A 12735-nucleotide genomic window follows, 5' to 3' on the forward strand; every position below is an offset into this window, starting at 1 on the left:
TATGGTGTATGGTATGTTGTAACTGGTTTAACGGAATAACATATAGTAACTATGCATATCACAATTCGCCTAATTTCATTCTGCTTACTGGCTTTTGGCTTATTTGGTTCAACATTTTATATGTATGAACAGCTAGGCAAAAAGGTGACTTCAGATTTAACGGACATAAAAGAAGTTGTCTTCCCAGCGACGCAAAAAAGCATTGAGATTATGAGCTTACTTGTCCACTACGATCAACAGATGAACCAAGCGGTGATCCTTGCTGAAGAAGAGAACTTTGAGAATGCTCAGCAAGTGTATGTTGAATTAGTTGAGGCGCTTACTCAGTTAACTTTGATCACTCAAAGTGGAGAGACCAGCAGAATCGTCGAGTTGAAACAAGAGATCGAAAAGTTTCACGCCAACACATCCAGCATTGTGATGGAGTTTATCGATGGGACAGACAATCTCGAGCAACTTGGAAAACGAGCAAAACAAAATGCTGCTCATTTTGATAGCTTGACTCACGAGGTAGAAAGCCTTGTAAAAGGGTACGAGCTGACGATGGAGAACATTGCTACCGAAAGTAATACCTTTATCGACGCTGAACACATCACATTTCTTTATATCAGTGCCTTTGGTGCTTTGGGGCTGATTATCTTTGCTTTCTATTCTGCATTAACGGGTTATCGCCTGCAGCGCGATATCATTGCAGTAGCAAGTTCTCTTGAGAAATTCGCTTCCGGCGAAGGGGACTTGAGTTCACGCCTTGATTTTGATGGACAAGGAGAGGTTCGTGAACTGGTGGAGAACTTCAACAGCTTCATTGGCATCCTTGAGCGCAATATCAAAACAACTCGAAACGAAGTATCGCACCTTATTTCAATCAGCGAACGACTTGTTGAATTCAGTGAAGGTAGTCGTGCGTTGACTGAAGAGCAACAGCAGACAATAGGTGAGACATTACGCAACGTGTCGGAGCTTATTGCAGGAGTTAACACCATATCGACCAGTGCGCATGAAGCGTCTATGGAAGCGTCTGAAGCGCGAGATCGGGTTCGAATTAGTCATGAAACGGTTATTGACTCTGTTAACTCCTTTGAGTCCTTAGCACAGGACGTTGAACAGACCGCTAATGTTGTGAATCAACTCGTTGAGTACTCAGCGAAAGTGGGGGGCGCGGTTAATACCATTGGTGAAATCGCAGAACAAACCAATCTTCTAGCTTTAAACGCAGCGATCGAAGCCGCACGTGCTGGCGAGCAAGGGCGTGGTTTTGCTGTTGTGGCTGATGAAGTAAGGCAGCTAGCTTCGAGGACCCAAGAATCAACGTCATCGATTCGTGACATGCTTGCTGAGCTTCAATCTGTTTCGGACAACGCTTCGGTCTCAATGAAGCATGGTGTAACGAAAGCTAACCAAGGCGCAGAACAGTCGAAGCAAGTGCTAGATGCACTAAACGAAGTAACAGGTAAAGTACAGCTAATGAGTGACCTCAATAGCAGTATTGCTGCTGCAGCCGAGCAGCAAAGAGTGAATTCGGCCAACGCAGAGAACGGACTGGCTGGTGTTGAAGCTCAATCAGCTACCGCAACTGAAAAGGCAGGGAGTCTATTTACCCTGTCGAATGAAATAGAAGAAATTACCACTAAACTGCATTCAGTTATTAAGCAGTTTAAGGTGAGCAATCAATAATAGAACTATAAACAGTGGATGTTTTATGAAAGTAAATAAACTTACTGCCGGTATTTGTGCAGTGCTGCTAAGTCAATCAGTTTTTGCAGATGAAGCTAGAATTGAGACTTTGGAAAAACAAGTCGAGCAACTTTCTCAAATGGTGGCTTCTTCATCGTCTGGTTCGACTCTTGCGGTAAACGGCTTTGCGAGTACGGGTATCAGTAAAGCGGACAATGAATCAGGCTATGCAGGAGTGACTGACAGCGTTGAATTCGAAAATGAGTCACTATTTGGTGTTCAAGGGGTATTTCGCCCAACCAGTAATGTCGAAGCAATGCTGCAGTTAGTTGCTAAGGGAACTGACGATGATGGTGATATGAACCGAGATCGTTGGGAACCAGAAGTGACGTGGGCTTACCTAGGCTATCAGTTTGAAGATGGATTGAAGATCCGTGGTGGTAAGTTGCGCCTACCATTGTTCATGCTATCGGATTACCTAGATGTGACTTATGCCATGCCATGGGCTCGCGGGCCTGAGGAAGTCTATGGACGAGTAATTATTGATTCATTTACTGGCGCTGATGCAGGTTATGAATTGGAGTTTGAAGATTCAAGTCTTTATCTACAGGGTTTCTATGGTAACGAAAAAGATGTTGCGGTAAATGGCACGTCTTTAGACAAGCTGATGGGGTTATCTGCGAGCTGGACGGACGATATCTTAACACTAAGAGCAAGCTACACGTCGGCTGAAATCAATACGCCAGCATATTCATTTGAACACCCAGTGGCAGGGCCGATTACTGTTGCTGCAACTAGCGATACGGCTTCTTTTTACAGTTTAGGAGCTCGTTATGAAGACCACGGCGTTCAACTTCTGACGGAATTTACCAATACAGAGATCGAAGGTGTTTATGGGGATAGCATGTCAGGCTACGTTAGCACGGGTTATCACTTTGGCTCTGTGACGCCGTACGTCATGTACTCTTTTGTTAAGACGACAGACGATAATGATCATCAAGTTATTTCGCAAGCTAACACACCTCGTGATCGAGATGCCTATAGTGTCGGTGCACGTTGGGACATCCAACCTGGCCTAGCGTTGAAGGGGGACGTCACTTATGCAGAAAACAATCTTTCTGCTGAAAAACGCAATTCTAATGAGCTAAATGGACTGGATGACACACTTGTCTATACCGTTAAGCTAGATGCAACATTTTAAGGAGATGACTGATGAAAGGAATCGTAACCACTGCTTTGGGTTTACTACTATCGTTTAATGCCGCAGCAGGAGTCGTCATTATTGGTTCTCCTACGTTGCCTGATGGTTTATCTGTGGCCGATGCAAAGAAGGCATATCTCGGCAAAAAGACCAAATTCAATGGCGGTCAAGTGACCGTGCTTGAACTGAGTGACCAGAACAGTGAAAAAGCAGACTTCCACCAAGCGGTGACTAAAAAATCACTTGCCCAATTGGAATCTTATTGGTCGAAAAAGCTGTTTACGGGGAAAGGAACACCACCTGAGTCAGTGAATTCGCCTGAGCAACTAAAAGCCAAAGTCGCAAGCGGCAGTAACGTCATCGGTTACATCGATGAAAGCTTGGTTGATGGTTCCGTTAAAGTCCTAGTCAAACTTTAGCGCGATAGTCACAAAGAAACCCCCCAATAAAAATGCCCCATAGCTTGTCACTATGGGGCATTTTTTATTCCATCATTTAGAGTTTAGAATTGAACGCTTGAACCAAATTGTTTTGCGGCATACGCTACGCGCTCTTCAGGTTTAGGGTAATCTGCTAGCATCCCTAAGCTTTCAATGTGATGGAGACGAGGCAACAAGCCCGCGCCATTGGCAATTTGAATCGCTAAGCCAGGGCGAGCATTAAGCTCTAACACCATAGGGCCCTCATCACGGTCCAGAACCATATCTGTACCCATATAACCTAACCCGGTCATCTCCCACGCACTAGACGCTAAGACAAGCAACCTTTCCCAGTGTGGAACTTGTAAGGTTGAGAGGTCTTTACCAGTATCAGGGTGGTGTGTGATCGGCTGGTCAAACTGTACAGCGCGAATCGCTTTGCCTGTGGCAATGTCAATGCCAACACCAACAGCGCCTTGGTGAAGGTTCGCTTTACCGTCTGAAGCCGCCGTTGAACAGCGCATCATTGCCATTACCGGGTAGCCCTTAAATACAATGATACGAACGTCAGGTACACCTTCATAACTGAAGCCGTCGAAACAATCATCGAACTTAATCAGATTCTCCACAACGGCAACGTCATTCTTACCACCCAGAGAGAAAAGGCCGGCCAATGCATTACTGATATGACGTTCGACATCTTCTTTGTTGATGGTCGCCCCTGATGGTTTGGTATATACGCCGTCTTTGTGAGAAACGATGACCAAGATGCCTTTACCACCACTGCCTTGCGCAGGTTTAATAACAAAACCTGGCCAGTTAGTGACCATCTTGTGAATTCGCTTAACTTCGGCTTGGTTAGCGATGGTGCCAATTAGCTCAGGGGTGGTAGCACCATGTTGCTGGGCAATGATCTTAGTCTTTAACTTATCATCCACCAATGGATACTTGGAACGATCGTTATAGCGTCCAATAAAGCTGTGATTACGTTGGTTCATTCCCATAATGCCTTTATGACGCAGCTTATTAGGAGAAGTGAACTGAGAGACAAAACGTGCAAACATGTTTAGTCCTCCGCTAGTGGCTTAAAGCGACGAAGCTCAGTTAAGCGGTAACCAGTGTATGTACCAAGAAGCAAGATGCCACCGAGTACAATCAGCTGTAGACCGATGAAGTTGAAAGTCAGGTGTTGAATAAATGGACTGGTCATTGCTAGGTAAACGAGAACCGCAGTCAACAGTGAACCACCGCCTTGCAACGCAACTTCTTTCGCGCCTTCCTCTTCCCAGAGGATCGACATACGTTCGATTGTCCAAGACAAAATGATCATCGGGAAGAACGTAATCGACAGACCTTCAGTCAATCCAATCTTAAACGCAACAACCGTAAACACCGAAATGATCATAATGACCGTAATAATGACGGCTGAGATACGGGCGACAAGTAACAGGTTTAATTTGGATAGGTAACTACGAATCACCAGACCAGTACCGACGATAAGTAGGAAGCCGACAATACCGGTTACAAGTTGGGTTTGTACGAAGGCAACCGCAATCAGAACAGGCATGAAGGTGCCTGATGTTTTCAGACCGATAATGACACGTAGGAAAACAACGATCAGTGCGCCAATCGGGATGAGCATAATGGTCTTAAACATTGCTTGCTCTTCCAGTGGTAGGCTGTGAATCGAGAAGTTCAGCAGGCCATCCGCTTCGACTTTCTCTTTCGTCGCCTGTGATGGAGACACTTCTTGAGAAATCATAGAGAAGTGAACTTGGCTGTTTTGGCCACCGATCAAATCAAGTAATGAAACATTTGATTCATCCCAGACTAAAATGTTTTCTTCAATAACTTGAGTTGCGCTATTTGGATTGAAAAGTTCCCAGTTTTTACCATCCCACACTAGGTTCATGTGCTGGATTGTCTGGCGGCGTCGGCCATCTTCTAGCTCGATCACACCGACAACTTTACTCGGAATTTTTGAGTAAGCGAGTAGCTTGTCAACAGACTCTACCTTAGACATATTATTGAGTAGTAGTGAGGCGTTTTGGCTATCACCATCATTCAACGACTTAATCAGTTCACGAGTGAATGTAATGTCGTCCGCTGAACGTTGGTTAGCTCGTTCAATAAGTGCCACAGCAGCTGCTTCTGTCGGGCCATCAAATGTAGGAGGCGTGATGTCATCACTTGGTGGGATAGGGTCGACTTTAGCTTGAGGGTCAACAAGGAATTGAACCTTGTAGTAAATCGTTTGTGGGCCAGACGCGGAACGGATAGACCATTCAGCTCGACGGCCAGAGTCGGTTGCTACGTAAGAGACGCCATAACCAGGTGACGAAGATGATTCGTTGATGAGCGTGAAGCCGGATTGAGTGTGAGGAGCCGCTAGAGAGGCCTTAACAGGTTTGTTTTGACCGTTGAATTCTACGCGGGCTTCAATATCCCAGACTTGGCTAGTTTCACCTGGAGTCCAGGGAACCCCATAGTGCTGATGACGAAACATACTTAAAACAATACCAGCGACGATAAGCAGTGCGACTGATATATAGAATGGAATTTTTGACGTCATAGATTTGCGCTACCTTATTATTTTTGTGGAACTTCCGTGTGTATAAATTTTTTACTTACATCCACGACTGCGATATCCCTTATAAATTCGCGGCCTAGAAGTACAGGATGACTCATTTGAGAACGATCTGCCAAAGTAAATTGCGCTTTTTCATGGATTTTTCCGAGCTTGACCCACAACTCGACTACTGCACGTCTCTCTACTTCATCATTTGTTGATTGGCGAATTTTTACAAAGCGAAGGATTGGTGCTTCGATCCAATTGGTGTCATCCAACTCAGCGTTGCCATTGGATAAGTGAAAACGCACCCAATTTTTCCCATTGCGCTCAAATTGTTCAATATCAACTGCATTGAGTGACGAAGTTGCCGCCCCCGTATCGATACGTGCAGAAAAATTGCCCTCGATTGAGTCAATAGTGACGGTTTCTACTTCACCCAAAACCACATTGTAGCTTGGCGCTGGTTGAATTGGCGCTGGTGCAGGAATCACGACAGGATCCGGTTTTTTACGAACCTCTTCGATTGCCTCTGTTTTGAAAGCAACAAGTTGGTCTTCAAGATCGATGATGTGGTTCTCTAAGCTTTCAATATAGTCAGATTGGTTACTTAGCTGTAAGTTTAGATTTTGGTATTGATTGGTTAGATTGGCTTCGGAAGCCTGAATTGCCGCTAATGTTTCTTGGTGATATTGCTCACTGTTGGTAAGGGCACAGCCAGAAAGGAGTAGTATCGCCATTATAGGGGTCAATCGTGTCAGCATTAATAAACCTGAAAAGTAAGTTAAATAACAGAGAAATTAGAAGTTTAGCGTATAGAAAACAAAGCTCACAAGTCACAGATAATTCGGTGTCTTAAAAAATAAGCAAAGGGTGATCACACGCAAAAAAATAAGGATGCAGAGCATCCCTATTATTGTATTGAGCTTTTAGGTTGATAGATATGTTTTCGTGTTGACGCTGAGTTAACTCTTTGTCAATTCGCCAACTCCTACCGACCGTTTCTATGGCTTAGTGGCAACCAATACTGCTCGGCGAGGAGCAGGGTGACCTTCGACGGTTTTTGACGGGTCGTTAGGATCTAAATAGTCAGGCAGTGAATTGTGTGTCATCCAATCTGTGGTGCGTTGCTCGCCCGTTGTCGTCACGTTCTCGTCTACGATACGAACATCTTCAAAACCAACGTTCTCTAACCACAATTTCAGTGCTTTCGCTGACGGGAAGAAGTACACGTTACGCATCTGAGCGTAGCGGTCAACAGGCACCAGTACTGACGTCTCATCGCCTTCAATAACGAGAGTCTCAAGGACGAGCTCACCGCCAGAAACGAGTTGGTTTTTAAGTTGAATAAGGTGCTCTAGTGGAGAGACGCGATGGTAAAGAACACCCATACTAAATACCGTGTCAAACGCTTCCAATTTTGGAAGCTGTTCGATACCAAGTGGCAGAAGGTGCGCACGTTGATCGTTGCCCATTAGTTTGCGAATGGCTTCGAACTGGATCAGGAATAGATGTGATGGGTCGATGCCCACGGTCAAACGAGCGCCTTCGCCTAGCATGCGCCACATGTGGTAACCATTACCACAACCTACATCCAAAACGCTGCGATTCTTTAGTGGCGTGATGTGTGGCAGGACACGATCCCACTTCCAGTCACTGCGCCACTCAGTATCAATGTGGATACCATGAACATGATATGGCCCTTTGCGCCAAGGATGGAAAGTGCGCAGTAGGTTTTCAAGTTTCTTCAGTTCGCCCGTATGGAAAGGCTCATCATTTGTGATGGTAACTGAACTTTTGATATCAATGTTATCTGGTGTTCCTTCAGGAATTTTATTCAGTGCTTTGACCCAACGACCAAAGTCGCCATGCTCTGCATTTGCCCAGTCTGTTAGCTGTTGTGGCAATACATTCAGCCAAGGTTGAAGACGTGTGTCTTGAGCAATTAATTGGTAGAAATTAGCAAAGTTAAACATAGTTTTTCACTGAGTTGGTGGTGTAAAAGTTAAGCGTGTTGTTCCCGGGCGAAGGGAGTGCATTATTTAATGGCAAACATCGAGCCAAAGTTAAAACATTGGAACCAAACGTCGTAGCTACTAAAGCCGATTTTCTCGAAGCGCTCTTTGTGCTCTTTTTTAGAGTTCGGACGCATTACGTTTTCAATGGCGCTGCGTTTTTGGCTTATCTCAAGTTCGCTGTAGCCGTTGGCACGTTTGAAGTCGTGGTGTAGATCAATCAATAGCTCGTTAGCTGTTTCATCTTCAAATACGTATTTTTCTGACAAGATCAAAATACCGCCCGAGCGAAGACCTGAGTAGATCTTTTCAAGTAGTGCATAACGATCTTCTGGAGAGAGAAATTGTAGTGTGAAGTTAAGTACCACGACTGAGGCGTTTTCAATCTCGATATTACGAATATCGGCTTCGACTACATCGACAGGCGTATCACTACGGTAGGCGTTTACGTGCAACTTGCAACGTTCAACCATTGCGGCGCTGTTGTCGACAGCGATGATCTGACAGCCTTCTTGAGTAATGTTGCGGCGCATTGATAACGTCGCAGCACCGAGTGAACAACCCAAATCATAGATATTTGAATGTGGCTTAACAAAACGTTGAGCTAGCATACCAATGGCAGAGATGATGTTGCTGTAGCCAGGAACAGAGCGTTGAATCATATCCGGGAACACTTCTGCTACGCGTTCGTCGAATGTAAAGTCCCCAATTTTATCGATTGGAGCCGAGAAAATATTGTCTGGGTTACTGTTAGGGTTCATAACTCTGTTCTCTTACACTATCAAAGTTGCCAGCATCTTAGTTGCTGTCACAAAAAGGCGCGTATTTTATGGGAAATTCGTCGCTCTGTCATTCTTTGCACGGATATGGACTAAAACATCTGTATTTGTGTGTTGCCACTGTCATGCGGAAAGGGTGACAGGTCAGGTAATGATATGTTGGATCTTAGTTGATTATAGAGCTTCATTGCTAAGTCAGGTGCTATCAGGTTATCGGACGTGTGTATCATCAGATAGGGCTGCTTACCCTCATTAATCCACTCGGGCAGTTTTTTGATCCAAGGGGTGAAAAATTGCTGGTTGCGCACCTCTTCTGGGTGGCCAATAAAGCGAACCATAGGGTTAGATGCGGTCGCGATAGCATGCACGGGAACCTTAGGCTTTTTCTGCTGAGCATCGAGCAAAGATTCATAGTGAGGGTGCGATTTAGTCAGTGTTTCAGAAAAGACTGGGCGACTGTCCATTATGATGCGGTCATAGCCTTTTTCCATCAACCATTGGTTAAGTTGCTTTTCGGCGTCTCCTTTAGCGAAAAAAGCAGGGTGACGCACTTCAACGCCAATCGGGTAGTTGGGAGGAAACAAGTCGCAAAACAGTTTGAGCTTATCTAAATGCTCTGGCCTGAATGCCGCAGGGAGTTGAATGGTCCATTGACCAATACGTTCGTGAAGAGGCGCCATGATAGCCATAAAACTCTTCAGTTCGCTTTGGCAGCCTTGCAGCATCTGCCTGTGAGTAATGTTCTGAGGCAGCTTGAAGGTAAATCGAAACTCATCGTGCGTCGCGGCATACCAATTTTTCACCGTTGTAAGCGTTGGTGTCGCGTAAAAAGTGGTGTTGCCTTCAACGGTATGGAAAACACTCGCATACTTCTCAAGGCGTTCACTACTTTGTGTACCTCGGCCATAAAAGCTTTGTTGCCATTGATTGTTGGACCACATTGTTAAGCCAAGACGAAGAGGTAATTGGTTCATATTCCCGATGCTGTTTCTTGATTCTGAATAGGTGATGGAGAGCTTTGCTCAAAGAGCCATTATAGGGCTATAATCAGCGCCAATTTTTAACTAATGGTGCCGTTTTACGCCTTTGTTGGTGTAAAAAGCATCAATAGATAATAAATCGCAATAAATTGTACGTTGGATAGTCGATTTAATCGGACTTTCAGCGTATAAATGGAACTTTGCTCTATCAGTCAATGTACACTGGTAGATAGTAATCAACAAATTTTAATAGATTGGGAAATTCATTATGCGTACCCATTACTGTGGTCACCTGAACAAGTCCCTTGCAGGACAAACTGTAGAACTTTGCGGCTGGGTTAACCGTCGTCGTGATTTGGGCGGTCTTATTTTCATCGATATGCGAGATCGTGAAGGTATCGTTCAGGTAGTTGTAGACCCAGATATGGCAGATGCGTACGAAGTAGCTAACCAACTTCGTAATGAATTCTGTATCAAACTAACGGGTGAAGTACGCGTTCGTCCAGACAGCCAAGTAAACAAAGACATGGCAACGGGTGAAGTTGAGATCATCGCTAAAGGCCTTGAAATCATCAACCGTGCTGACGTTCTGCCACTAGACTTCAACCAGAAGAACTCAGAAGAGCAGCGTTTAAAGTACCGTTACCTAGACCTACGTCGTCCAGAAATGAGTGATCGCATCAAGCTACGTGCTAAGGCGTCTAGCTTTGTTCGTCGTTTCCTAGATGACAACGGCTTCCTAGACATCGAAACACCAGTACTAACGAAAGCGACACCAGAAGGTGCACGTGACTACCTAGTACCTAGCCGTGTTCATAAAGGTTCGTTTTACGCGCTTCCTCAGTCTCCACAGCTATTCAAACAGCTGCTAATGATGTCTGGTTTTGACCGTTACTACCAAATCGTTAAGTGTTTCCGTGATGAAGACTTACGTGCTGACCGTCAACCAGAATTCACTCAAATCGATATCGAAACATCGTTCATGAGCGCGGAAGAAGTACGTGCAACAACTGAGAAGATGGTTCGTAACATGTGGCAAGAGCTTCTAGACGTTGATCTAGGTGAGTTCCCAATCATGCCATTCTCTGAAGCGATGCGTCGTTTCGGTTCTGACAAGCCAGACCTACGTAACCCACTAGAGCTAGTAGACGTTGCTGACCTAGTGAAAGACGTTGAGTTCAAAGTATTCTCGGGCCCAGCAAACGACGAAAAAGGTCGCGTTGCAGTAATCCGTGTACCAGGTGGCGCTAAGCTAACTCGTAAGCAAATCGACGGTTACGGTGAGTTCGTTGGTATTTACGGTGCGAAAGGTCTAGCATGGATGAAGGTTAACGACCGTGCTGCTGGCATGGAAGGTATCCAATCTCCAGTGGCTAAGTTCCTAAACGAAGAAGTGATCAACGGTATTCTTGAGCGCACAGGTGCAGAGACTGGCGATATCATTCTATTCGGTGCAGACAAAGCAAATACTGTGTCTGAAGCAATGGGCGCGCTACGTCTGAAACTAGGTACAGACCTAGAGTTGACAGACGAGTCTGCATGGGCTCCGCTATGGGTTGTTGACTTCCCAATGTTCGAAGAAGACGACGAAGGCAACCTACACGCGATGCACCACCCATTCACATCGCCTCTAGGTGTGAACGCGGAAGAGCTAAAAGCGAACCCAGCAGCGGCTAACTCAAACGCATACGACATGGTTCTAAACGGCTATGAAGTTGGCGGTGGTTCTGTACGTATCCATAACGCTGAAATGCAATCTGCAGTATTCGATATCCTAGGCATTGAAGCTGATGAGCAGCAAGCTAAGTTTGGCTTCCTACTAGACGCACTTAAGTTCGGTACACCACCGCACGCGGGTCTAGCATTCGGTCTTGACCGTCTAGTGATGCTACTTTGTGGTACAGAAAACATTCGTGACGTTATCGCGTTCCCGAAAACAACCAATGCTTCTTGTCTACTAACAGACGCTCCAAGTCTTGCAAATCCTGCATCACTTGAAGAGCTAGCGATTGCTGTTAAAGCAGCAGAGAAGAAAGAAGAAGAGTAATCTCTTTCTTCTCTTAGATATTAAAAACGGCGCTTCGATTGAAGCGCCGTTTTTGTATTTGGAAGACCACATTGTATAACGTCATTCCATAGAGTGACGTAGGAGCGAGTAGGGAATCTCTAAAACTATTCGACTATCTAAAGATTGATTTCTTTCCACTCACCAGGCTGTAAATCACCTAGGGTTACATCACCCATCGAGTAGCGAACTAAACGCAGAGTAGGGAAGCCGATGTTTGCAGTCATACGACGAACTTGGCGATTGCGCCCTTCAATAATGGTTATCGCAAGCCAAGTTGTTGGAATATTGGCACGAAAGCGAACAGGTGGAGTACGTTCCCAAACTTCAGGAGCCTCCATGACTTCAACTTGAGCGGGGAGTGTCATCCCATCTTTGAGTTCAACCCCTTTACGTAGCTTGTCTAAATCTTCTTCAGTTGGCGCACCATCGACTTGTACCCAATAGGTTTTAGGAGACTTAGAACTCGGTTGTGTGAGTCGCGCCTGCAAGATGCCGTCATTGGTTAGTATCATTAGCCCTTCGCTGTCACGGTCGAGTCGACCTGCGGCATATACACCTTTAACCGTAACGAAATCTGCAAGTGTTTTTCGTCCTTCTCCATCGGTAAATTGGCTTAACGTGTCAAATGGCTTATTAAACACAATCACCTTACGATCTTCTGGCGCGATTTTCGGTTTGTTTTTTATAGGCTTACTGCGATGACGTGAAGACGATGGCTTATGGCTACTCGAACTGTTTTTACGTTTAAAACCTGAATGCTGCTTTTTCGATGAAGAAGAAGATGAGTCACGGCGAGAGCGTGGTGACATGTTAACTACCTTGCAAAAATGTAAATGAAGTGTGCGTAAAAGTATCTAAAGTTTCTGGGATGGGCTATCATTTGCGCGCCCAAAAACAGGATTGTTGAACAAGATAATAGACTATTATCGCGTTTTTGTTTAATTATAACTAATCGCTCTCAAGGATGTCGCATATTGCGACAAATACAAAAGAGACGGACAAATCGCAGCAAGTGAGGGGATTATTCATA

General features: G+C 45.1%; 11 protein-coding genes. 4 read left to right on the plus strand and 7 right to left on the minus strand.

Annotation, left to right across the window (positions count from 1 at the left end; translation table 11 throughout):
• Window positions 1-51 precede the first annotated feature (51 nt).
• Genes F0231_RS06815 through F0231_RS06825 form a run of 3 tightly spaced genes read left to right on the plus strand, consistent with a single transcriptional unit; the run spans window position 52 to window position 3294 of the window.
• Entirely contained in the window at window positions 52-1674 is a 1623-nt protein-coding gene (locus tag F0231_RS06815; RefSeq protein WP_171758969.1) for a methyl-accepting chemotaxis protein, read from the plus strand.
• A 25-nt stretch (window positions 1675-1699) separates the two neighbouring features.
• Window positions 1700-2875 (plus strand): porin, encoded by a 1176-nt coding sequence (locus F0231_RS06820; RefSeq protein ID WP_171758970.1) that lies wholly within the window; start codon window positions 1700-1702, stop codon window positions 2873-2875.
• 11 nt (window positions 2876-2886) lie between these two features.
• A complete protein-coding gene (locus tag F0231_RS06825; RefSeq protein WP_171758971.1) occupies window positions 2887-3294 on the plus strand; it encodes a hypothetical protein in 408 nt (135 codons plus the stop codon).
• Window positions 3295-3377: 83 nt separating this feature from the next.
• Here the strand turns inward: F0231_RS06825 and F0231_RS06830 are convergent, their stop codons facing one another.
• From F0231_RS06830 to F0231_RS06855, 6 genes are all read right to left on the minus strand, one after another.
• The gene (locus F0231_RS06830) at window positions 3378-4358 is read right to left on the minus strand and encodes an alpha-L-glutamate ligase-like protein (protein WP_171758972.1); all 981 of its coding nucleotides are present in this window, start codon (window positions 4356-4358) and stop codon (window positions 3378-3380) included.
• A 2-nt stretch (window positions 4359-4360) separates the two neighbouring features.
• On the minus strand, window positions 4361-5866 hold the full coding sequence (locus tag F0231_RS06835; protein ID WP_171758973.1) for an inactive transglutaminase family protein: 1506 nt from the start codon (window positions 5864-5866) through the stop codon (window positions 4361-4363).
• A gap of 17 nt (window positions 5867-5883) precedes the next feature.
• The gene (locus F0231_RS06840) at window positions 5884-6627 is read right to left on the minus strand and encodes an ATP-dependent zinc protease (RefSeq protein WP_171758974.1); all 744 of its coding nucleotides are present in this window, start codon (window positions 6625-6627) and stop codon (window positions 5884-5886) included.
• A gap of 240 nt (window positions 6628-6867) precedes the next feature.
• Window positions 6868-7839, minus strand: coding sequence for a tRNA 5-methoxyuridine(34)/uridine 5-oxyacetic acid(34) synthase CmoB (cmoB, locus tag F0231_RS06845; RefSeq protein WP_171758975.1), 972 nt, complete (start codon window positions 7837-7839; stop codon window positions 6868-6870).
• Between the two features lie 62 nt (window positions 7840-7901).
• On the minus strand, window positions 7902-8639 hold the full coding sequence (cmoA, locus tag F0231_RS06850) for a carboxy-S-adenosyl-L-methionine synthase CmoA (protein ID WP_171758976.1): 738 nt from the start codon (window positions 8637-8639) through the stop codon (window positions 7902-7904).
• 110 nt (window positions 8640-8749) lie between these two features.
• Window positions 8750-9631: a DUF72 domain-containing protein gene (locus F0231_RS06855; RefSeq protein ID WP_171758977.1), complete on the minus strand. Its 882-nt coding sequence runs from the start codon at window positions 9629-9631 to the stop codon at window positions 8750-8752.
• 274 nt (window positions 9632-9905) lie between these two features.
• Here F0231_RS06855 and aspS point away from each other — a divergent pair, with 274 nt between their 5' ends.
• Entirely contained in the window at window positions 9906-11684 is a 1779-nt protein-coding gene (aspS, locus tag F0231_RS06860; protein WP_171758978.1) for an aspartate--tRNA ligase, read from the plus strand.
• 137 nt (window positions 11685-11821) lie between these two features.
• Here aspS and F0231_RS06865 read toward each other — a convergent pair whose 3' ends face one another.
• The gene (locus F0231_RS06865; RefSeq protein WP_171758979.1) at window positions 11822-12514 is read right to left on the minus strand and encodes a pseudouridine synthase; all 693 of its coding nucleotides are present in this window, start codon (window positions 12512-12514) and stop codon (window positions 11822-11824) included.
• Window positions 12515-12735 lie beyond the last annotated feature (221 nt).

Source organism: Vibrio sp. RE86, assembly GCF_013114545.1.
In the GTDB taxonomy this organism is placed as follows: Bacteria; Pseudomonadota; Gammaproteobacteria; order Enterobacterales; family Vibrionaceae; genus Vibrio.